The sequence below is a fragment of the Lebetimonas sp. JS085 genome (genome assembly GCF_000523295.1).
In the GTDB taxonomy this organism is placed as follows: Bacteria; Campylobacterota; Campylobacteria; order Campylobacterales; family Nautiliaceae; genus Lebetimonas.
Window position 1 is genome coordinate 542076 of record NZ_ATHR01000001.1, and the last position, 22396, is coordinate 564471.

Here is a 22396-nt window from a genome sequence, read left to right on the forward strand (position 1 = left end):
TAACGATATTATATCTTAAAGGATTGAAATGAAAAAAATATTTTTTTTATTTTTAATGTTAAATTTTTTATTTTCTTATGAAATCACCAATATAAAAATTTTTAAAACGAAATATAAACCGAATATTTATAAAACAAAATTAAATATAAAAATAAAAGAAAAAAATCTTGAAAAATTAATAAAACAAATAGATTTTAATATTAAAAAAGCAAACAATATTTGCCAAAAAATCAATTATACAATTTATCCAGATTATATTTATAATAAAAATAACAAAAAATTTGTAGGATATATAGGGAATATGAGCCTTGATTGTCAGTTTAAAACAGATAATGTTAAAAATTTTTCGGAAATTTTCACAAATTTAATCGGGGAAAAAACATTATCCGCCATTAGTTTGGATTTAAATAAAAATGATAAAACCAAACTGATTAACAACCTGAGATCAAAAGCATACTCTTTTGCTTTAAAAGATGCAAAAAATTTATCAAAAAAATTAAAATTAAAATGTTATCCCACAGATATTAAAATAAATTCCAATCCTGTAAATGTCAAACCGATGTTCAAACCTATGTATAAGAGCATAAATACATTACCTTCCCCAAAAGAACAAACAGAAGAAAGTATAAGTATTTTTTATAAAATAAACTGTTTTTAAATACCCCACACGGTAATTACAATTTTTCTAACACCCGGGCGGTTTCTGTGTTCATTTAAATAAATCCCCTGCCAAGTCCCAAGATTTAATTTTCCATTGGTTATCGGAATATTCAAACTTACCCCGAACATAGAAGATTTAAAATGGGCGGGCATATCATCCGCCCCTTCCAATGAATGGTTATAATTATATCCGTCAGGCACTAAAGAAGAAGAAATTTCTTCCATATCAATTCTGACCTCAGGGGAGACGTTTTCATTGATAGTAAGGGATGAGGAGGTATGCTTTAAAAACAGATTTATTATTCCGACATTTACATCGCTTATGTTTACTGAATTTAAAATTTTATCCGTAACAATAAAAAAACCCCGACTTGGGACTTTTATAGAAATTTCTTTTTGTCTAAAAATCATCGAAGCTTAAACTGCCTTTGGAATAGTTTACAACATTGCCTTCGAAAAAGTTGGTTTTTTGCTCATTAAAACTAGAAAAGCTGTCAAACCAGCTGATAGGATTTTTAAGTCCCGCTTCTGGAAATAAAAGCTCGATTCCCATGGCATTTGCCCTTTTATTTGCAAGATATTTGGTAAACCTGTCTGTTAATTCCCCGCTTGTTCCCAAAATCTGGTCTTGTGTAATATACCATCCCCAGTCTCTTTCAAGCTCATAAGCCGCATAAAGCATATCTTTTATATTTTTTATAACTTCAGGAGTAAAAAGCTTTGGAAATTCTTTTTTTATCTCTTTAAAAATATTTGCAAAAAGGGCTGTATGCGTCACCTCATCCCTTTGGATAAATCTTATCATCTGGGCACTTCCAATCATTTTACCTGCTCTTGCCAACACATAAAAAGCGGCAAATCCGTTATAAAAATAAATACCCTCTAAACACTGATTGGCCACAATCATATAAATCTTTGCCTCGTCATCGCCCGCGAGAGCTTTAGCTCCCCACTCTTCATATACATTGCCTATAAATTCGTTTTTCTTTCTAAGATTTTCATCTGTTCGCCACATCTCATATATTTCATCCGTATTAAGGGAAATACTGTCGACCATTACGGCATAACTCTGGGAATGAAGAGCCTCTTCATATGCCTGCCTGACCAGACACATATTAACCTCAGGTGCTGTAATCCAAGGGTTTACATGGTCGGGCGTATTGTTTGTCTGAATTGAATCCATAAAAATCAGTTGGGCCAATGCCTTATCGTACATATTTTTTTCCGCCGGCAGTAAATTTTTATACTGTCTTGCATCATCTGTTAAATCAACTTCCCTTGGAAACCATGTGTTTGCAAGCATCATCTCCCACAAATTATATGCCCAGGGATATGAGAGTTTATTAAGATTAATCATTCCTTCCGTACAACCGTTAATTATAGAGGTGGTTGAGCCTCTGTGCATCGGACAGTTGTAATTAAACAGCTTTTTTATATTCATTTTCTACCCCTTATTTCAATAGTTTTTTATATTTTTTCATTTTACATTTTCCATTTTAAATTTTACATTAATTATTGGCATCCGAAGCATTCAACACTTCTGTCCATTACTTCTTCTTTTACTTCAGGAGACTGGCTTCTTAAATAATAAAACGATTTTAATCCCAATTTCCATCCAAGCGTATAAATTTCATGGAGATACTTCCCGCTTGCTTTGTCTGTAGTAATAAATATATTCAGACTCTGCCCCTGGTCTATCCATTTTTGTCTTATTGCGGCGGCTTTTACCAAAACTCTCTGGTCAAGCTCATACGCCGGAGTATAAAACATATAGGTTTCAGCACTGAGATTTGGCACAACTACAGGAATAAGTCCGCTTAAATTCTCCTCATACCATTTTCTTTTATAAACAGGTTCTATTGTCTGGGTTGTTCCTGTCAAAATAGAAATGGAACTCGTAGGCGCAACGGCCATTAAATATCCGTTTCTAATTCCGCCTTTTACCTTTTCCCTTAGACCTTCCCAGTCATACTTCATTGCCGTAAACAAATCTTTTTCAACAAGTTTTTTAGCTTCTTCATTGGCTGTATCCATAGGAAGTATGCCTTTAGACCATCTGCTGCCCTCAAATTCGGGATATTTTCCTTTTTCCCTCGCCAAATCACAGCTTGCACTGATTGCATGATAGCTTATTCCTTCAAATATTTCATCTATTATTCTAAAATGCTCATCACTTCCCCAAAAAATCTGTCTTTCGGCCAGCATTTGAGCTTCACCCATAGCCCCAAGTCCAATTGCCCTGTTTTTAAGATTCGTATCTTTTGTTTTTCTGACAGGATAGAAATTTAAATCAATTACATTATCAAGCATTCTAATAGCAATCGGTACAACCTCGCCAATTTTTTCAGGTGTATTTACTTTGCTTAAGTTTATACTCGCAAGGTTACAAACAGCTGTTTTCCCGTCAAACGGCACTTTTTCAACAATATAAACTTTTTTACCTTCAATTGAATCAAGCGAAGTTATTTTTTTGGCTTTTTTAGTTACTTTTACACCTCCGCTTTCCACCTCAATTTCGTCATTTTCTTCAAAAACAGAAAAACTCTCATCCTCAAAAGTCACTTTTACCTTATAATGATTCGGCTCGGTATTTTGAAATATTTCTGTACAAAGGTTTGAACTTCTGATAATTCCTGAATGGTTATTTTGATTACGTCTGTTGGCATTGTCTTTAAAACAAAGAAACGGATTGCCTGTTTCATAATATTCAAGCAAAATTTTTTTCCATAATTCCTTTGCTTTTATTTTTTCTTTTGTAATATTCGGGTCGTTTTCATATTCTATATATTTTTTTTCAAATTCCTCCCCGTATAAATCAGTCAAATCTTTAGTTTCATACGGGTCAAACAGGCTCCATAGTTCATCGTTTAAAACCCTTTTCATAAATAAATCAGGAATCCATAAAGCGGGAAATAAATCATGCGCCCTTCTTCTCTCTTCCCCTGAATTTTTCTTTAAATCCAAAAAGTCCATAATATCCATGTGCCATGGTTCAAGGTAAACGGCTATTGCCCCTTTTCTGGTTCCGAGCTGATCCACCGCAATTGCCACATCATTTGTAATTTTTAGCCATGGAATTACTCCGCCTGCAGCATTTTTATGGTTGTCGATAAAACTTCCGAGCGCCCTTATTTTACTTACATCCCATCCAATTCCGCCTCCAAATTTAGATAAAAGTGCCATCTCTTTATAATCATCAAAAATACCTTCTATATTATCGTTCATACTTCCTACATAACAAGAGCTGAGCTGATGCCTTGTAGTTCTTGCATTAGATAAAGTTGGAGTTGCTACCATTACTTCAAATTTAGAAATTACATCATAAAATTTCTTAGCCCAATATCCTCTAATTGATTTTACATCATTTAAATTTATTTTTTCCTTATCTTCTTCTGGAATAGAAGAAAGATTTGTTTCATTTTGAGCAAGAAACATGGCAACGCCCATAAAAAGCTGCTGAGGCAGTTCTATAGGGTTATTTTCCCTGTCTTTAATGATATATCTGTCATAAAGCGTTTTTATTCCAAGATAAGTAAAGAGCAAATCCCTTTCGGGTTTTATATAATCATTCAGTTCATTTAAATCATATTTTTCTTTAAGCCCCGGTAAAATCCTGCCTGCAGTTTCGCCTTTTTTAAAATATTCCTCTAAAGAGTTATAACCTGTAAAGCCTGAGACTTTATGATACAAATCGTATAAAAAAAGCCTTGCGGCAACAAAATTCCAGTTTGGCCTGTCTATATCGATTTTATCAACAGCTGTTTTAATTAACGTCTGCTGAATCTCTTCTGTTGTAATTCCGTCACGAAATTGGAGCTTTGCATCAAGCTCTAATTCGCTGTAATCCACACCTTCAAGACCTTCACAGGCAGCCATGGTATATTTTCTAATTTTAGAAATATCTAAAAGTTCTCTTCTGCCGTTTCTTTTAATAACAGTAATTCCTGAATACATTATTCTCCTTTGAATGTAGAAAAAATTTTATGAAGTCTAAAAGAAATAATATCAAAAAAAACTTAAAAAAAAATAATGAAAAAGAGATTAAGAGAAGAGTTTTATCAAACTAACCCCTATAAACGCCGCAATATAGGCAAATACGTTTGGATAAACCGTATAAAAAATTCTCCAGGCCCACTGTGGCACTTCTGCATAAAATGTACTCATGGCTGCAACACACGGGGAATAAAACATAACAATTATAATCATTGCAACCGCAGCAGTAAACGGCATAGAATTTTTTATTTTTTCTATTAATGCTTTACTTGTTTCATCCGCTTCACCAATTCCGTATAATTCGGACATAGTTCCGACAACCGCCTCTTTTGCGGCAAGTCCCACAAGAAGACTGACATCTTCCTTCCATCCCAAATCAAGAGGCTTTGTAAAAGGTACCATTAATTTTCCCACTCTGGCTATATATGAATTTTCTAAAATTTCCTGCTGCATTTTATTTGCTAAAACTTCTTTTTGATTTGCGTTTGCACTTTGAATCAAAGGCTCATATTTTTTAACAATATCGGCTCTCGGATAAGCGCTTAAAAACCAGATACCAAATGCTGTAATACCGATAAAAACACCCGCTTTTCTTAAAAACAGTTTTGTTTTTACCCATAAATCAAAAATAACAGCTTTTATTTTTGGAAATCTGTATTTTGGAAGTTCCATAACAAACGGCTCCGGCTCCCCTTTGAATAAAACTATTCTTAATATTTTTGCAACAATAAGCCCCGTCAAGGCACCGCCCAGATAAATGGCAAACATAACATCGCCCTGGAGTGAAGGTGCAAAAAAAGCACTTACCAATAATACATAAATAGGAAGTCTGGCCCCGCAGCTCATAAATCCTATAACAAGCATTGTTATAAGTCTGTCTTTTGGATTTTTGAGCGTTCTTGCCGCCATATATGCAGGAACTGAACAACCAAAACCTGATACAAGAGGAATAAATGCCCTCCCCTGCAGTCCAAATCTTTTTAAAACACCGTCCATCACATAAGCGGCCCTTGCCATATAACCGGTCTGCTCAAGCAGATTTAGCCCCAAAAACAAAATCAGGATATTTGGCAAAAACATAACAACCGCCCCGACTGCCGGAATTACACCTTCAACAAGTGCTTGTTTTATCATACTCTCGGGCATTGCATTTCCAACCCAACTTCCAAAAATATTAAATCCGGCATCAATCCAGTCCATTGGAACTGCACCCAAAGAAAACGTTAACTGAAAAATAGCCCACATTACAAATAAAAATATAGGAAGCCCTAAAATAGGATGAATTAAAATTTTATCTATTTTTTCTGTTAAAGTCTCTTTTTTTGCTTTTTTTGCTATCTGGGTGACTATTCCTTTTGCTAAAGCAAGTCTTTCTTCAAAAAGAATGGTTTTTGTATCTTCTTCAGAATATTCACCCCTTAAAATATCTTTTGATTTTTTAAGTTCGGGCATTAAGTCCGCAAACCATGGTTTTTCATGAATTATTTTGTAAATATCCTCATCATCTTCAAGAAGTCTTATCGCCACAAATCTTTTTGAAAATTTATCACAGTCTTTAATAAAAGGTTTTAAGTTTTCGATTGTCTCTTCCACTGTTTCAGAATAATAAATTTTTGGAATGTTCTTTTCTTCATATGCTTTAATTACTTTTTGAAAAAGTTCTTCCAATCCAAATTTCTCTTTTGCCGAAACGTTTTCGGCCTTTATGTTTGTAAGTTTAAAAAACTTGTCTGTATCAATTTCCCCGCCCTGCCTTGAATATTCGTCATACATATTAAAAGCGATTGCCATAGGCCTCCCTAAATCCGCTATCTGAAAAGAAAAAACCAGATTTTTTTCAATCTGATTTGAATCAACTACATTTAAAATTAAATCATATTCCTCATTTAGTAAAAATTTTTTGGTTACATCTTCTTCCGGTGTATATGTATGAAGAGAATAAGTGCCCGGTAAATCGATAAGCTTTATTTTGTAACCGTCTCTAACAAACTCCACTTCTTTTTTTTCAACCGTAACGCCTGAAAAGTTTCCGACATGAAGCGTTGCGCCCGAAATGGAATTGATTAAATGGCTTTTCCCGACATTGGGCTGACCGACAAGGGCTACTTTAATCTCTTTCATTTTCTCTCCTTACTTCAATCTCTTTAGCTTCTTCTTCTCTTAATGCTACCGGGATATTGTTAACTTCTACTTCATAAGTGTTTTTTGCAAGTGTGTGTTTTAAAACCTTTACCTCTTCTCCTCTTGCAAACCCCATCGAAAACAGCCTGCTTTTTAAAGGTTCTTTTGCCAAAATTTTTTTAATAATTCCGCTTTCGCCAATTTTTAGTTCATTAAGCCTCAAGTCATCTCCTTTTTTTAAAACAATATTACCACTACTTTAAAAAAACTTTTTTGATATACATCAATAAATGGTATAATTATTTAAAAAAAGGTAAATTATGGCAGCACCTATTTTAAAATATACCTATGAAGATTATAAACTATGGAAAGGCGATTGGGAATTAATTGAAGGTTTTCCAATTGCTATGGCACCTAGCCCCATTATCAATCATCAATATCTTTCTACAATGTTTGCAATTCAAATTGGAAATTCCATAAATGACAATAAATGTGAAGAGTGTATTGTAATAGTTGAAGAAGATTATATTGTAAATGAAACTACTGTTTTAAGACCAGATGTTGCAATGATTTGCAATGAAGAAAATAATTTTATTACAAAAGCACCGGAAATAATTGTAGAAGTAATTTCTACTTCAACCGCAAGAATTGATGAAAATGAAAAATTTAAAATTTACGAAAAAGAGGGAGTGAAATTTTATATACTTGCATATCCGGATTTTAAAATGGCAAAAGTTTATGAAAACAAAGATGGATTTAAAAAAATAGGTGATTTTTCAAATGAAAAAATAACCATTAATGCAAAATGTAAAATTGAAATAAATTTTAATGATATATTTAAAAAATTAAGGGGATAAAATGAAATTGACTACTCCACTAAAATCCAATTCAATAAAAATAATGCTTCTTGGCTCAGGTGAGCTTGGAAAAGAAGTGGCGATAGAAGCCAACAGACTGGGATGTGAGGTAATTGCGGTGGACAGATATCCAAACGCACCGGCAATGCTTGTAGCTGGGAGGAATTATGTAATTAATATGAAAAATAAAGATGAAGTTCTTGATGTAATAAGAAGGGAAAAACCCAATTTCGTATTGCCCGAAATTGAGGCTATTAACATAGAAGCTCTTTTTGAAGCCGAAAATGAAGGTATTCATATCATTCCAAACGCCGAAGCTGTTAATAAAACAATGAACAGAAAAAACATAAGAAAATTCGCGGCTGAAACTTTAGGACTTAAAACAAGTAAATACAAATTTGTAACAAACTATGAAGATTTAAAAAAAGCCTGCGAAGAACTCGGCTATCCGGCTGTGGTAAAACCTGTTATGAGCTCTTCGGGGCATGGACAAAGTATAGTAAAATCTTCTGAAGAAATAATAACCGCCTGGGAATTTGCAAAATCAGATGCCAGGGGAAGTGCAGATGAACTGATAGTTGAAGAGTTTATTGATTTCGATTATGAAATAACCCTTCTTACAGCTAAAAATGACGAAGAAATTGTTTTTTGCCCTCCAATTGGACATATTCAAAAAGGGGGAGACTATATTTTTTCCTGGCAGGAAATGAGAATGAATGAAACAGCCTTAAATAAAGCCCAATACATAGCTAAAACAATAGTTGAAGGTCTTGGAGGAAGAGGAATTTTCGGAGTAGAAATGTTTGTAAAAGGCGATGAGGTATATTTTAGCGAAGTTTCTCCCCGCCCTCACGATACCGGACTTGTAACAATGATTACCCAAACGCAAAGCGAATTCGCCCTTCATATAAGAGCCGTTTTAAATCTGCCTCTTGGTTTTGAATTCCTTACACCTGGGGCAAGTGCCGCTTATAAAGCAGATAAAACTTCTTATACTCCTGTTTTTAATTTTGATAAAGAAATTTTCAGCACTAATTCAAGATTTATAGTTTTTGGAAAACCTTATTCTCATCCTGGAAGAAGAATGGGAGTATTATTAGTAAGCGACAAAAATTCAAAAAACGCTTTAGAAAAAGCCGAACTTCTAATATCCAAAATTTCAATTGATTAAAATTTAATCACTTTTTTCTTTTCTTTATCTTCATCTTGTGAGTTGTGAGTTGTGAGTTGTGAGTAGCCAAGTTACAAGTGGCCAAATAGCCGAATAAAAGGAGGGCAAAATGGATATGGCATGGGTAGTCGACACCTTTTTTGCACTGTTTGCATTTACATTAATTATTTTAATGGTACCCGGTTTTGCAATGCTTGAAGCCGGGCTTGTCAGGACAAAAAATGTATCAACCGTTTTAACGGTTAATACCATGATTTATATTGTTGCAAGTTTGGTGTTTTTCTTTTGGGGATATACATTGGCTTTTGGAGGCTGGAATGAAAGCTCTATGAGTATGTATGCCGCATTTTTGTTTCAAATGGCATTTGTAGGTAAAACCGTTAATATTATGAGCGGAGGAGTTAGTGAAAGGACAAGGATAATTCCACTTGCTATTTTTACAGTTTTTATGGCAGGGCTCATATATCCTCTAATTGTTAATTTCACATGGGGAGCCGATTTGCTTAAAGGAACATTTCTTGATATTTCAAATATGCATGACCTGGCAGGTTCAACAGTAATCCATTCAACCGGTGCATGGGCACTTTTAGCTGCAATATTAATTATTGGCCCTAGAAAAGGAAGATATAAAGATGGCAAAGTAAAAGTGGTTCCTGCCAGTAATATTCCTTTGGTAGTATTGGGCGCTCTGCTTTTATGGATAGGCTGGTTCGGATTTAACGGCGGAAGCGTGGGAAGCATTTCAAGCAAAAATGCCGCTGACACAGTGGCGATGGTTGTTATGAATACAAACAATGCCGGTCTTATCGGCGGACTTGTTGTTATGATTTTGAGTTATCTAACATATAAAAAATTTGATATCACAATGATTTTAAACGGAGCTTTAGGAGGTCTTGTGGCAATTACGGCGGGTGCGGATGTGTTAAGCCCTGTTGCTTCAATTATAGTTGGGTTAATAGCGGGAATTTTGGTATTTTATGCCGTGCCTTTTTTTGATAAATTAAAAATTGACGACCCGGTGGGGGCACTTTCAGTTCATTTGGTAAACGGAATTTGGGGAACAATTGCGACCGGAATCTGGGGAAAAGGTGTAAGTTTAGCTGCTCAAATCAAAGGTGTTATAGTAGTTGGAATTTTTGCATTTATTGCTTCTTATATTATTCTTTATATTATAAACAAATTTATACATTTCAGAGCAGGCGAAGATGAGGAGGTGGAAGGACTTGACGTAAAAGAATGCGGAATAGAAGCTTATCCGGAATTTAAAAGGGCAATTTAAGCTCTTTTAAATTCTAAACTGTGAGAGTTCTTTCATTAAAGCATCTGCTAAACGGTAAATATTGTCAATAGTTTTTGCATTATCTTCTATATATTTTTCATTATTGGCTGAAAGTTCTAAAATTTTATTCATATGAACACTGAATTCCTGCATTTTTTTAACAATATCATTAACGGCGTTTACATTTTCTTCCACACTATTAACAACATTGCTCATTTTAGTCGAAACATTTTCTATTTTTCCCTGAACATCGTTTGCAACTCCGGCAATTTCATTAACTTTTTGAACATTTTGGTTCATTTCCTCATTTGCATCGCTGATTCCCTGAACAATTACATTAATAGTCGCATCTATTTCGCTCAAACTTTTCTGGGTTCTCTCAGCTAATTTTCTAACCTCATCCGCAACAACGGCAAATCCTCTTCCGTGTTCACCCGCCCTTGCCGCTTCAATTGCGGCGTTAAGCGCCAAAAGATTAGTCTGTTCGGCTATTTCTTTTATTACTGATAAAATACTTTTTACACCTTCGGCATTATTCGTAAGTTCATTCATTTTCATGGCCAAATCGTTTTCATTCTGGGAATTTTCCTGAATCTGTTTTATGACCCGTTCTATTTCAGAAATGGTATATCCCAATGCATCATTTGCTTTTAAAATAAGATTTTTAATCTCCTCAGAAGAATTTGCCTCATTGGTTAAATTTTCTTCAATATGTCTGGATTCTTCGGCGGTGGAGATTATGATTTCATTTTCTCTGTTGATATTGTTTTCTATAATTTCAAAATCTTTTTTAAGCTTTACAGATACAGATTTATTTTGATTTGAGCTGTTATACGCAGAAGAGAGCACCTCTCTTAAACTTTCGACAAATTCTCTCAAACTTTTTCTTATGACTCCGAATTCATCATTTTCATATATTCTTATATCAATGGAGAGATCTTTACTTTTGGCAATCGTTAATATTAACGATTTTAAAGAATTAATTTTCATTTCAAGATTTTTTACACTTGTTATTCCAAGAATTATCATAAATATGTTTGCCAAAACTCCCAATATAAACACTAATGGATAAGCATGAATATTATTAATATCATTTTGAATAATATTAGCTATTTTATCGTCAATTTTTTCTAACCTGTTTATTTTTTCAGTAATAGTTTTAAACCAATAAACCGGATCAACTTCAAAATTTCCTGTTTTATGTTTAGAAATGGCAATCTCTCTTAATTTTTCGACTTCTTTAAATGAAGGGGCTTTTATTATTTTAAAATACATTTCTTTGATATTTTTATTTGCAAATGTTAAAAAATCATCATTGAAAGCCTTTTGTTCGGCAACCAATGTAACAAATTTGGTATACATCCCTGGCAAAAATTTATCTGCACCGAATGTTGCACTAAGAACTGCCCTTTCAATCCCCGCTCTTTCTTTTGCTTTTAAAAAACTTGAATAAGCGGCCAGCTCCATTGCAATTTTCGCATTAGGGGCAAGTTTGGCAGTATTTCCTATAATTTTCAGCATATATGAATTCATTGTTGTATACCATTTAACTTCATTTTTTAAAGAAATTTTTAAATTTTCTACTTTGGCTCTTATATTGTTGATATTTGAAAGATAATTATTCAGTATGTTAATATATTTTTTTGTTTCGTTATCCAAAAAAGAGACGTCAATACTTTTCAGTACTTTTTTATACATCGCTATTTTTTCATCTGTCAATTTTCTCTGTTTAGCAAGTAAATTAACAAATTTTTTTCCCTTACTTCCTATAAACCCGGCACTCATACCCCTTTCTTCTTGTGTTTCGTGAATTAAAAGGCTCAGGCTTCTGCTTAATTGCATTATGCTTGAAAGCTCTTTTTTTATGGTTAAAGTATGTTGCCAGTTTAAAAAATCCCTTACATTATAAAATGTTAAAAAAATTGAGGCTAACAATACAATAATAATCATTATGGTGCGTAATGTTAAATTTTTAATACCCATTTTAATCCCTTGTTAATATTTTTTTATTATTATATATAAAAAAAGGAAATTCATGAAAAATTTCTGCCTCCCAAATCAGGACAATATAGAAATATGTTTAAAAGATTTAAAAGGGAAATGGATAATACTTTATTTTTATCCAAAAGACAACACACCCGGATGTACCACTGAAGCAAAAGAATTCAGCCAATTATTGGATGAATTTGAAAAACTAAACGCCGTAATTTTAGGAATAAGTCCTGATTCTGCTAAAAAACACTGTAATTTTATTGAAAAACACGGATTAAAAATAACGCTTTTAAGCGACGAAGAAAAAAAAGTATTAAAAGAATTCGGGGCATGGGGCAAAAAGAAAATGTATGGAAAAGAATATGAGGGAGTAATCCGCTCAACTTTTATCATCAATCCTGAAGGTGAAGTTGTAAAAGAATATAAAAAGGTAAAAGCAAAAGGTCACGCAGTAAAAGTTTTGGAAGATTTAAAAAATTTAGTCAAAAATTAAAACCATGAAATTAATTTTTCAAAAAAACTTTCATTTTTTATTTTTTCTGAAGCTATAATATTATTTATTATTTTATTAAAAAATCTTTTTGTTACATAAAAAGAGTGATAATTTTGAAAAGGTTTTAATATTTTATTTTGCCACTTGTATAAATTTAAATATCTGAAATTAATCAGCTGCGTAATTAATTTTAAAAAATTTCTTTTAGTAATTATATAGGTTTTATCAACATAACAAGGGATACTCCACCCTATCACAGGCCCTATCCTTCCTATATAAGGACCTAATATCCCGCTTCCTATTTCTATCCAGTGACCGTTTTTTTTCAAAAAATTTATATGCCTGTTTACAGAAATTGTATGAGTTTTTTTCCTGATTACATTCTGTTCAAAACAGTATATTGTATATCCATTTTTTATTTTTACAACTTTTTTTACAATACAGGTGTGCCCAAAATATATATTAGATTTGGAATGAAAATTATTGGCAAAAGATAAAATACTTCCGTTTACAGGCGGATGTTCTTCAAAAATTCTATTAAATTTTTTAGAATAAATGTAATTATCCCCTTTTCTTTTTATATCATTGATATTTTTAAATGCAAAACTGGCTCTTGGTTTTACTTTAATATTAATATTCGATACCTGATAATAAATTACTTTTATTTTTTTAGAATTAAAACTTCCTGTCAGGTTATTATATTCTTTAGCCGTGGCAATCCCGTTTCTTTGAATAACTTTTATATGAAAAACTTTCCTGTAAAATCTGTTAACCAATTCTGAACATTGATATTTATCATTCATATTATAATTATTGGCTTTTTCTTTAACATTCATATAGCTTGAAACACATTCTCCGTAATGATTATATTTTACGAATTCTTTTTTGGTTTTTTGCTGAAAATCGAGAATTTGCACAGGTGTTAATTTTTTATAAGGCTTGTCAAAATATTTATTGCTTAATTTATTTATAAAATCTGAATAATTAGGTTCAAATTTTTCCATTTTAAATAAAAATTCTTCTTTTGTTAAAGAATTATCCAATTTGGAATGAAAATTTATCCAAAAATCGTTCCCGGCAAAAAGAAAATTTATTGTAAAAAACAGTATAAACAATATAAATTTTAACATCTTTTTATCCATATTTTAAATTAAAACCCGTATCTTTTCATAGCAGCTCTTGCTTCTCTTTGAAGCTCTTTTTCTTTCATTACCCTTCTTTTGTCATGAAGCTGCCTTCCTTTAGCAACCGCTATTTCGAGTTTTGCCCTGTTTCTTTTGTTAAAATAAATCCTAAGAGGAACTAATGTATAACCCTTTTCACTTGTATATCCGGCAAGTTTTGCTATTTCATTTTTATGAAGCAATAGTTTTCTGGGTCTTTTTTCATCATGCCTAAAGGCCTTATAAGTAGTGTCGAGATTGCTTATGTGCCCCTGCATCCACCAGGCCTCGCCGTCTTTTATTTTTACAAATGAATCTTTTAAATTCGCTCTTCCCTGTCTCAGGGCCTTTACCTCACTTCCTTTAAGCTCGATTCCGGCTTCGTATTTGTCAAAAATATCATAATCATGATATGCTTTTCTGTTCGTTGCAACCGCTTTCATTTTTCACCTTTTCACTTTACACTTTTAATTTTTCACCATAGCCGTTTTTCAAACGGTCAGGTGAGCAAGCTCACTTTTAACTTTTCATTTTTCACTCTAAACTTGACCTCTTAGCTTCTTGGCAACTTGGCTACTTGGAACTTGCATACTTAGAATTTGGCTACTTGGCAAGCTCACAACCCCGCCGCTTTTCAAGCAGCCGGGCAAGCTCACAATTCACCACTCACTATTCACTTATAAACAGCGTTCCTTTAATATGATTTCCTTTTAAAAATTCTTTTACACTCTTTAAATCATTGCCGTTGGTTAAGAACATAGGTATTTTTCTATCCATTAAAAATTTGGCCGCTTTAAGTTTTGTTACAATGCCCCCCGTTGCAAATTTATCATTGGGATTACATTCGGCATTTAACCAGGTGTCTTTTATTTCTTTTACAGTCTTAATAGGCAGGGCGTTAGGATTTTTCTTAGGATTGTCCGTATAAAAAGCATCAATATCGCTAAGCATTATAAGCAAATCACCCCCAAAATAATATGTTACATAAGCACTCAACTGATCATTGTCTCCAAAAATTATCTCTTCTACAGAAACTGAATCATTTTCGTTTATAATTGGAATAACTTTATTTTTTAGCAAAACATTTATCATTTTTTTTGCATTGCTGCTTCTTTTTCTACTGTCAAAATCTGCCGCCGTTACCAAAACCTGAGCTACTGTAATATTGTATTTATGAAATCTTTCTTTATATTCCCTCATTAATAAAGGCTGCCCTATCGCCGCAAGAGCCTGTTTGTTTTCCAGTTTATTTTTATCCATAGGACATTTCGTATAACCTGCCCCCACGGCACCTGAAGTGACCAAAATTATTTCATATGTTTTATTAAGTTTTGCTAATAAATCAACAATTTTATCCATTCTCTCTGAAAGTTTTCCGTTTTCATATAACGTCGCAGTCCCTACTTTAAATATCAGTCTCTTCATTGTTTACACTTTCTACTAAATTCATTAATGCATATTTTAAAGAATCTATATTAATATTACTTACAGAACTTATAGGCAAAACAAATGTGTCTTCTTGGAAATAGCAAGGATAATCAGGATTTGCCCTATATTTGCATTCTGTTTTTACAACTCCAAATTTTTCAAAAAATTCTTCTATTTTTTTCTTATCGGCAATATCTGATTTTGTTAAAGCTATGGCGTATTTTCTATTAGCTAAAATCTCGGAATAATTTTTAAGCTCTTCTTTCAATGTTTCAAACTGATAAAAAGGCTCTCTAAAAGAAGCCATATCTATCATATAAAGAATTATTTTTGTTCTTTCTATATGTCTTAAAAACTGAAGGCCAAGTCCCTTGCCTTCGTGAGCCCCTTCAATAATTCCCGGAATATCAGCCATTACAAAACTTCTAAAATCATCTACCTTTACAACTCCGAGTTTTGGAGTAAGTGTGGTAAATTCATAGTTTGCTATTTCGGGTTTTGCATTGGATAAAGTGGAAATGAGTGTTGATTTCCCCGCATTAGGAAAACCGACAAGCCCAACATCCGCTATTAATTTAAGCTCCATTATTATTTCAAGCTCTTTTCCCTCCTCTCCCGGCTGGGCGTATCTTGGAAGCTGCTGTCTCGGGCCTCTGAAATGCCAGTTTCCAAGCCCTCCTCTTCCGCCTTCAAGCAATATTTTTCTTTCCCCGTCTTTTTTCATATCAAGTAAAATTTCACCTGTATTTGCATCTTTTATTATTGTCCCGGGCGGTACTTTAATTATTAAATCCTCACCCCTGCTTCCATGTTTTTTCCGTCCTTCCCCCGGTCTGCCGTTTTTTGCTTTAAGAAGCTTTTTTCCTTTTAAATGGGATAAAGTATGGGTATTCTTGTCACAGATAATTATAACATCTCCGCCTTTTCCTCCGTCTCCTCCGTCAGGCCCGCCTTTTGGAATAAATTTTTCTCTTCTGAAACTGACACACCCGGCTCCGCCTTTGCCTGATTTGACTGTTAATTTGACATTATCTACAAACAAATTAATCCTTTTTTTGAGAATTTTAACATAAAAAAACATAATATTTGATTTCCGATTTTAAAAATTAAATGTTAGATATTTATAAAGTAGATGTTAAATGCTGAATTTAAAATTAATTTCATTTATAATTCAACACTCAACATTCAAAATTAAAAAAGGCAAAGCCTTTTAGAAGTTTATTTTGCAGGATAAACTGAAACTTTTTTTCTGTTTTTATCTTTAATTTCAAATTTTACAAATCCGTCTATTAATGCAAAAATAGTATGATCTTTTCCAAGTCCGACATTGTTTCCGGGATGAACTTTTGTTCCTCTTTGTCTGATAATAATATTCCCGGCTCTTACAAATTCTCCACCAAATTTTTTAACGCCTAACCTTCTACCGGCAGAATCTCTGTTATTCTGTGTAGAACCTTGCCCTTTCTTATGTGCCATTATATCTCCTTAAATTATGCTTTAATTTCTTTAATTTTAACTCTTGTAAAATTTCTTCTAAATCCTCTTTTTTTCTTAGAGTCTTTTCTTCTTCTTTTTTTGAAGATTATAACTTTTTTTCCTCTTGCGTGATTAATAACTTCAGCAACTACTTTTGCACCTTCCACCACAGGAGTGCCGATTTTTGTATCATCGCTTTTTACTAATAAAACTTCATTAATTTCAATATCACTTTTTGGCTCTGCTTCAATTCTGTCAAGTTCAAGTACATCACCTACTTTTACTTTATATTGTTTACCGCCATGTTTAATAACCGCATACATATGCTTCCTTTTTTCTTTTTTAGTGTGAAATATTACACATTTTTCCTTAAACTAACCTTAAATTAAGTAAAACTTAAGGTTAGTTTTAAATGTTAAATGGTAATTTAACATTCAACATTCACAATTTATAATTTACTACTCACCATTTTCACTATTTTCACACTTTCACCACTAACTTATTACCGCCACACACTCTATTTCCACTTTTGCACCTTTTGGCAATTCTTTTACAGCAACAGTGCTGCGTGCGGGTTTATGTGAAAAATATTTTCCGTAAACTTCATTCATTTGGGCAAAATCATTTATATCACTCAAAAATATCGTAGTTTTTACCACATTTTCTATTTTTGCCCCCGCTGCATTTAGCACAGCTTTTAAATTTTCGCAAACCTGTTTTGTTTGTGTTTTTATATCAGAATTTAAAAATTCTCCACTCGGAGTTAGAGCAATCTGTCCTGAAGTAAAAATCATATTTCCGAGCCTAATAGCCTGAGAATATGGGCCTATTGCTTCAGGAGCGTTTGAAGTATGAATTTTTTCCACTTTTTCTCCTTTTTTTGAAATTATATCATTAATTTTCATTTCTTATTCACCATTTTAACTGTTTCACACTTTCACTATTTTCACCTTTTATTATTCCCTTCTTTTTTGCACTGTTTATGGCATCTTTTGTAAATTCTTCACCTATTTTAATGAGTTCTATTGCCCGGTGAAATTCATACCATTTCGCTATATTTTCCGGTATTTCTATTTCAATATCCGCGCTGTATTCGGCTCTTCTGTATCTAAATATAGTATCCATCATTAAATCAATTGACTGATTCACGGGGTCTTGTTTTTCTTTAAAAATTTTGTACCAGATTTCTTCCATTAAATTCTGTTTTTTTCTAACTTCTTTAGATAATCTTATTTTTATTTCTTTATCATTTCCATATAAATTAACAGCAATTATTAAATCACTCATATCACTCATAACAGGGGCTATTGGCATTATATTGAGAACTCCTCCGTCAACCAAAAGCATTTTGTTTAATTTAACCGGCTGAAAAATTCCGGGAATAGAAGCTGAAGCTTTAACTGCTTCCCACAAAGGTCCTTTTTGAAACCAGACTTCTTTTTTTTTATTCAAATCTGTTGCAACAGCCGTAAATTTAACTGGCAAATCTTCTATTTTATAATCACCTACCAGTTCTTTTATTTTATTAAATATTTTATCCCCGTTTAGCCAGCCGTTTTTTGCCAAAGGATTGTTTAAAAATTTTACCATATCCAAAACATCAAGATTTTTTACCCAATTTTCATATACTTCAAGTTTGTTACATGCCTCAAGAGCCCCTATTAACGCTCCCATTGAAGTACCGGAAATAGATATTATTTCAAAACCGTACTTTTTTAATTCTTTAATAACACCAATATGGGTATATCCTCTCGCACCACCTCCGCTTAAAACCAATGAAACTTTCATATAAAACCCCTATAAATAATGTAAAATGAAAAATTGAGAATGGAAAATTTTTAATTTATCAAATATATTTTACATTCTCTTATAAATGATATTATATATTAAATTTTACATTTTCCATTATCAATTTTTAATTAATTTTGTGTCTGTCACTATTATTAAACAATAAGAAGAAAAAAGAAGAAACTTATCTTTTTGAAAATTGTGGAGATTTTCTTGCTTTCTTTTTCCCGTATTTTTTTCTTTCAACTTTTCTCGCATCTCTTGTAAGTAAACCTTCAGGTTTTAAAACAGCTCTGAATTCAGGCGCATACTCAACTAAAGCTTTTGAAATACCATGCTTAAGTGCATCAGCCTGAGCAGCAAAACCTCCTCCAAAAACTTTAGCTTCCACATCTACAGAAGTTTCCTGTTTTGTAAGCATTAAAGGCCATTTAACCCTGAGTTTAAGAGCCTCTCTTCCGCCTAAAAATTCATCTAATGTTTTACCGTTTATTGTAATATTACCGCTACCGGCTTTTATCCAAATTTTAGCCACTGATTCTTTTCTTTTTCCTGTTGAATAAATTTTTCCGTGCATTTTCATTAGTTACCCTTTATTTGAGCTGTATGAGGATGATTTTCACCTGCATAAACTTTAAGTTTTTTAAGCATTTTTCTTCCAAGTTTTGTTTTTGGAAGCATTCCTCTTGTAGCCAGTTTAAATAATTTTTCAGGATTGTTTTTTAGAAGTTTTTCAACTGTTTCCTCTTTTACGCTTCCGAAATATCCCGTATGTTTATAATATTTGTCTCCAAGTTTTTTATTTGAAGAAAATTTTACCTTATCTGCATTAATAACCACAACAAAATCGCCGCAATCTACATGAGGTGTATAAAAAGGTTTATGTTTTCCCCTTAAGTATGTGGCTATCTCTGTAAGTACCCTACCAAAAATTTTATCTTTAGCATCTATTAATATCCAATCTCTTTTAACATCTTCTTCTCTAATTGATTTTGTAAATTTCATTATCACACCTTTTGTGAATTTTTTAGGTGTAGAATTTTAAACTACAAACCTTAAAAAAACCTTAAATTAAGTTTTCTTTAAGGTTAAATCAGCCCAAATTTGAAAATTTTAATACAAGTTCCACTTCGCCGGCGGGAATTCTGAGTTCTCTGCTTATTTCTTCTATGGAATAGCCGTTTTTATATAGTGAGCGTATTCTTTCTTCATCCTGCGTGTTAACATTACTAAAATCAAAAACTTTCTTTTTATTTTTACATTCGACAACAGAAATTTTTTCTTCCAGTTTCTGAAGTTTTGTTAAATATTTTTTTTCCATTGACTTAAGATTTGTAAGCATTTCATCTATTATATTTTCCAAATTCTCTAAATCATTGTCACCTTTGATATTTTTTATCTCTTTTTTTAATTTGAAAACCTCCTGATTCAAATCCTCCAGCATTAATTCCATTGCCCCGAATTTACTTTCATTTACTTTGTCTCTGTTTATTATGTAAAAAAATAAAAAAAGCATAAATCCGCTAAGCCCTATAAACATTATCAACGTTATTTTATCCATTTTCAGCCTTCATCTGTCTTATCATCGCCCTTTCCCTCGCCATTATATAGGCATTATAATCTTTTTCATCCCTTTCATGCATAAATTCGATTTTTGCAATATTTTTATCAACACCTTTAAAAATAACAGGCACAATCCTCGGAGGAAAAACAGGAAGTTTCATTCTGCCGTAATATTTTTTATTTTTTTCGAATAAATTGTTTTTTATTTTAAAATAACCAAAACCTATTTCAGTAATTTCGGTTTTATTTTTTAACTTTATAAAATTTTTTTCTTCATTTTTAACAATAGCGCTTAACTCGTCCACTTTTCTGTGGAGCGCTATCAATAATTCAAGCAAAACAGGGTCGGTTTCTTTTGTCTCCCCCCTGGCTTTTGCAAGCTTTACATACTGTCCTATCGGGTCGTCGCTTTCACTTCCGAGCATATCAAACTCTTTTTGAAGTTCATTATTATATTCATCAAATTCAAATTCAACAATTACCGGTATCAGTCTAATCTTATCTGCCATTATCATTCTCCATTATTATTCACCACTCACCACTCACCACTCACCACTCACTACTCACTACTCACTAATTATGCTTTGTCCAAAATAATAAAAATTAAAAATATAATACCCAAAAAACCGTTTACATCAAAAAAAGCTTTTGGTATATTTTTAAAATCCCTGTTTACCAATATATGCTCATAATAAAGCATTGCAGCAGAAACAATAACTCCAAGCCATCCAAAAAAACCAAGATGTGTATAAGCGGCAAACAATACCCAAAAAACTACCGTAAAAATATGAAACATTCTGGATATAAAAAGAGCCCCTCTTTCACCTACCAATGCGGGAATTGAATGCAGATGCTCTTTTTTGTCAAATTCAATATCCTGCAGGGAATATAAAACATCAAATCCCGCCACCCAGAACATTACACCAATCGCCAAAAAAACACTCCAGCAGGGAATTGAACCGGTAACTGCTATAGCCCCGGCAATCGGAGCTAAGCCTAAAGAAATTCCCAAAATAAGATGAGCAAATTCACTAAATCTTTTAAAATGTGAATATCCCGCCAAAATAAATAAAACAGGAACTGATAATTTAAAAGCAAGGGAATTTATCAAATATGCGGCAATTACAAAAACAAAAGCATTTATTCCGATAAATAAAAGCATCTCTTTTTCTTTTACTTCACCCGTAACAGAAGGTCTGCTTGCAGTTCTTGGATTTTTTGCATCAATATCCCTGTCTACATATCTGTTATAAGCCATGGCGAAATTTCTTGCACTTGCAGCGGCTATAATCGCCAAAATCAGCAGTTTCCATCCAAACCACCCATTGGCCGCCACAATCATGGCAATCAATATAAAAGGTATACTAAAAATTGTATGCTGAAATTTAACCAATTCCATATATTTTTTTATCATCTCTCCTCCATTTCTCAACTCACAACCCCGCCGCTTTGCAAGCGGCCGGCCAAGCTCACAATTCACAACTCACAACTCACTACTCACTACTCACCTTTAATTATTGTATAATTGTAGCAAAAAAGGATAATATTGTTTGCCATTATAGGGCCTACAGCGTCGGGAAAAAGTGATTTGGCAATAAGATTGGCAAAAAAACTAAATTATGAAATTCTTTCGCTTGATAGTTTAAGCATATATAAAGAAATTGACATAGCCTCGGCAAAACCGGATAAAAAAGAATTAAGCGAAGTAACACATTACGGAATAAACGAAATATATCCAAACGAAAAATTCGACGTAACAAAATTTATAGAAATATATAAAAAAATCCCACACACAAATATAATAATTGTGGGGGGGACCAGTTTTTATTTAAAGGCCATGATTAGCGGAATTTCAAAAATGCCACAAATCAGTGAAGAAATAAAAAAAGAGGCAAAAAAACTGAATTATGAATTTCTAAAAAAAATAGACCCTGTTTACGCAGATAAAATTTCAAAAAACGATTCTTATAGAACCCAAAAAGGAATAAAAATTTATCTTGCTGCAAATTTAGCGCCCACAGAATATTTTAAACAAAACCCTCCAAAACCTGTAATTAAAAATCTGCCCATTTTTGAAATAGAAATGGACAGAAACATCTTAAGAGAAAGAATAAATTTCAGAACCAAAAAGATGTTTGAAATGGGTCTTATTGATGAAGTGGCATATCTTGAGTATAAATACCGCGACAGAAGACTTCCGGCATTAAAAGCCATTGGAATAAAAGAAGTGTTAGACTATTTTAATGGAAAATATGATAAAAACAGTCTTTTTGAAAAAATCGTCACAAACACTTCAAGACTTGCAAAAAGACAGCAGATTTTCAATAAAACACAGTTTCCAAATAAAATTTCGGCACCTCTTGAAAAACTCGAAAATATTATATTAAAAGAATTTAATTTTTAATTTTTCAT

The 22396-nt window shown here is 32.6% G+C and carries 25 protein-coding genes; 6 read left to right on the top strand and 19 right to left on the bottom strand.

Annotated features, from left to right (window positions below; translation table 11 throughout):
- The first annotated feature begins 28 nt into the window (after nucleotides 1-28).
- On the top strand, nucleotides 29-658 hold the full coding sequence (locus DZ68_RS0103075) for an SIMPL domain-containing protein (RefSeq protein ID WP_024790712.1): 630 nt from the start codon (nucleotides 29-31) through the stop codon (nucleotides 656-658).
- Here DZ68_RS0103075 and DZ68_RS0103080 read toward each other — a convergent pair.
- The 5 genes from DZ68_RS0103080 to DZ68_RS0103100 all read right to left on the bottom strand — a co-directional run bounded on the left by DZ68_RS0103080 (nucleotide 655) and on the right by DZ68_RS0103100 (nucleotide 6997).
- Nucleotides 655-1071, bottom strand: coding sequence for a secondary thiamine-phosphate synthase enzyme YjbQ (locus tag DZ68_RS0103080; RefSeq protein WP_024787191.1), 417 nt, complete (start codon nucleotides 1069-1071; stop codon nucleotides 655-657). The two genes, DZ68_RS0103075 and DZ68_RS0103080, sit on opposite strands and share 4 nt — an antisense overlap.
- The gene (locus DZ68_RS0103085) at nucleotides 1061-2101 is read right to left on the bottom strand and encodes a ribonucleotide-diphosphate reductase subunit beta (RefSeq protein WP_024787192.1); all 1041 of its coding nucleotides are present in this window, start codon (nucleotides 2099-2101) and stop codon (nucleotides 1061-1063) included. The genes DZ68_RS0103080 and DZ68_RS0103085 overlap by 11 nt, the downstream gene beginning before the upstream one ends.
- A gap of 71 nt (nucleotides 2102-2172) precedes the next feature.
- Nucleotides 2173-4602, bottom strand: coding sequence for a ribonucleoside-diphosphate reductase subunit alpha (locus DZ68_RS0103090; RefSeq protein ID WP_024787193.1), 2430 nt, complete (start codon nucleotides 4600-4602; stop codon nucleotides 2173-2175).
- A 99-nt stretch (nucleotides 4603-4701) separates the two neighbouring features.
- The gene (feoB, locus tag DZ68_RS0103095; protein ID WP_024787194.1) at nucleotides 4702-6774 is read right to left on the bottom strand and encodes a ferrous iron transport protein B; all 2073 of its coding nucleotides are present in this window, start codon (nucleotides 6772-6774) and stop codon (nucleotides 4702-4704) included.
- Nucleotides 6761-6997 carry a FeoA family protein gene (locus DZ68_RS0103100; RefSeq protein WP_024787195.1) on the bottom strand — a complete coding sequence of 79 codons (237 nt, stop codon included), beginning with the start codon at nucleotides 6995-6997 and terminating at the stop codon, nucleotides 6761-6763. The genes feoB and DZ68_RS0103100 overlap by 14 nt, the downstream gene beginning before the upstream one ends.
- Before the next feature lie 97 nt (nucleotides 6998-7094).
- Here DZ68_RS0103100 and DZ68_RS0103105 point away from each other — a divergent pair, with 97 nt between their 5' ends.
- The 3 genes from DZ68_RS0103105 (at nucleotide 7095) to DZ68_RS0103115 (ending at nucleotide 10081) form a co-directional block, all read left to right on the top strand.
- The gene (locus DZ68_RS0103105; protein WP_035003079.1) at nucleotides 7095-7631 is read left to right on the top strand and encodes a Uma2 family endonuclease; all 537 of its coding nucleotides are present in this window, start codon (nucleotides 7095-7097) and stop codon (nucleotides 7629-7631) included.
- A 1-nt stretch (nucleotide 7632) separates the two neighbouring features.
- The gene (gene purT, locus DZ68_RS0103110; RefSeq protein WP_024787197.1) at nucleotides 7633-8802 is read left to right on the top strand and encodes a formate-dependent phosphoribosylglycinamide formyltransferase; all 1170 of its coding nucleotides are present in this window, start codon (nucleotides 7633-7635) and stop codon (nucleotides 8800-8802) included.
- 109 nt (nucleotides 8803-8911) lie between these two features.
- A complete protein-coding gene (locus DZ68_RS0103115) occupies nucleotides 8912-10081 on the top strand; it encodes an ammonium transporter (protein WP_024787198.1) in 1170 nt (389 codons plus the stop codon).
- 6 nt (nucleotides 10082-10087) lie between these two features.
- Here the strand turns inward: DZ68_RS0103115 and DZ68_RS0103120 are convergent, their stop codons facing one another.
- Complete coding sequence (locus DZ68_RS0103120) at nucleotides 10088-12064, bottom strand: methyl-accepting chemotaxis protein (protein WP_024787199.1); 1977 nt, start codon at nucleotides 12062-12064, stop codon at nucleotides 10088-10090.
- 52 nt (nucleotides 12065-12116) lie between these two features.
- Here DZ68_RS0103120 and bcp point away from each other — a divergent pair, with 52 nt between their 5' ends.
- Complete coding sequence (gene bcp / locus DZ68_RS0103125) at nucleotides 12117-12566, top strand: thioredoxin-dependent thiol peroxidase (RefSeq protein WP_024787200.1); 450 nt, start codon at nucleotides 12117-12119, stop codon at nucleotides 12564-12566.
- On the opposite strand, the gene DZ68_RS0103130 is transcribed toward bcp, so the two are convergent.
- The 13 genes from DZ68_RS0103130 to mqnP form a co-directional block, all read right to left on the bottom strand.
- The gene (locus DZ68_RS0103130; RefSeq protein ID WP_024787201.1) at nucleotides 12563-13696 is read right to left on the bottom strand and encodes a CHAP domain-containing protein; all 1134 of its coding nucleotides are present in this window, start codon (nucleotides 13694-13696) and stop codon (nucleotides 12563-12565) included. The two genes, bcp and DZ68_RS0103130, sit on opposite strands and share 4 nt — an antisense overlap.
- Nucleotides 13697-13716: 20 nt before the next feature.
- Entirely contained in the window at nucleotides 13717-14172 is a 456-nt protein-coding gene (smpB, locus tag DZ68_RS0103135; protein WP_024787202.1) for an SsrA-binding protein SmpB, read from the bottom strand.
- Nucleotides 14173-14398: 226 nt separating this feature from the next.
- The gene (proB, locus tag DZ68_RS0103140) at nucleotides 14399-15154 is read right to left on the bottom strand and encodes a glutamate 5-kinase (RefSeq protein ID WP_024787203.1); all 756 of its coding nucleotides are present in this window, start codon (nucleotides 15152-15154) and stop codon (nucleotides 14399-14401) included.
- The gene (gene obgE, locus DZ68_RS0103145) at nucleotides 15135-16199 is read right to left on the bottom strand and encodes a GTPase ObgE (RefSeq protein ID WP_024787204.1); all 1065 of its coding nucleotides are present in this window, start codon (nucleotides 16197-16199) and stop codon (nucleotides 15135-15137) included. Before obgE ends, proB begins: the two co-directional genes overlap by 20 nt.
- A 176-nt stretch (nucleotides 16200-16375) precedes the next feature.
- Nucleotides 16376-16633 (bottom strand): 50S ribosomal protein L27, encoded by a 258-nt coding sequence (gene rpmA, locus DZ68_RS0103150; RefSeq protein ID WP_024787205.1) that lies wholly within the window; start codon nucleotides 16631-16633, stop codon nucleotides 16376-16378.
- A gap of 14 nt (nucleotides 16634-16647) precedes the next feature.
- Nucleotides 16648-16956, bottom strand: a complete 309-nt coding sequence (gene rplU / locus DZ68_RS0103155) for a 50S ribosomal protein L21 (protein ID WP_024787206.1) — start codon at nucleotides 16954-16956, stop codon at nucleotides 16648-16650.
- Nucleotides 16957-17127: 171 nt separating this feature from the next.
- The gene (locus tag DZ68_RS0103160; RefSeq protein WP_201768038.1) at nucleotides 17128-17538 is read right to left on the bottom strand and encodes a RidA family protein; all 411 of its coding nucleotides are present in this window, start codon (nucleotides 17536-17538) and stop codon (nucleotides 17128-17130) included.
- Between the two features lie 7 nt (nucleotides 17539-17545).
- The gene (locus tag DZ68_RS0103165; protein WP_024787207.1) at nucleotides 17546-18421 is read right to left on the bottom strand and encodes a patatin-like phospholipase family protein; all 876 of its coding nucleotides are present in this window, start codon (nucleotides 18419-18421) and stop codon (nucleotides 17546-17548) included.
- 184 nt (nucleotides 18422-18605) lie between these two features.
- The gene (gene rpsI / locus DZ68_RS0103170; protein WP_024787208.1) at nucleotides 18606-18998 is read right to left on the bottom strand and encodes a 30S ribosomal protein S9; all 393 of its coding nucleotides are present in this window, start codon (nucleotides 18996-18998) and stop codon (nucleotides 18606-18608) included.
- A gap of 5 nt (nucleotides 18999-19003) precedes the next feature.
- Nucleotides 19004-19426, bottom strand: a complete 423-nt coding sequence (gene rplM, locus DZ68_RS0103175; protein ID WP_024787209.1) for a 50S ribosomal protein L13 — start codon at nucleotides 19424-19426, stop codon at nucleotides 19004-19006.
- 88 nt (nucleotides 19427-19514) lie between these two features.
- Nucleotides 19515-19982 (bottom strand): hypothetical protein, encoded by a 468-nt coding sequence (locus DZ68_RS0103180; protein WP_024787210.1) that lies wholly within the window; start codon nucleotides 19980-19982, stop codon nucleotides 19515-19517.
- Nucleotides 19975-20493 carry a hypothetical protein gene (locus tag DZ68_RS0103185; protein WP_035907047.1) on the bottom strand — a complete coding sequence of 173 codons (519 nt, stop codon included), beginning with the start codon at nucleotides 20491-20493 and terminating at the stop codon, nucleotides 19975-19977. Before DZ68_RS0103185 ends, DZ68_RS0103180 begins: the two co-directional genes overlap by 8 nt.
- 68 nt (nucleotides 20494-20561) lie before the next feature.
- On the bottom strand, nucleotides 20562-21398 hold the full coding sequence (mqnP, locus tag DZ68_RS0103190; RefSeq protein ID WP_035907049.1) for a menaquinone biosynthesis prenyltransferase MqnP: 837 nt from the start codon (nucleotides 21396-21398) through the stop codon (nucleotides 20562-20564).
- Nucleotides 21399-21530: 132 nt separating this feature from the next.
- Here mqnP and miaA point away from each other — a divergent pair, with 132 nt between their 5' ends.
- Nucleotides 21531-22388, top strand: a complete 858-nt coding sequence (miaA, locus tag DZ68_RS0103195) for a tRNA (adenosine(37)-N6)-dimethylallyltransferase MiaA (protein WP_024790714.1) — start codon at nucleotides 21531-21533, stop codon at nucleotides 22386-22388.
- Nucleotides 22389-22396 lie beyond the last annotated feature (8 nt).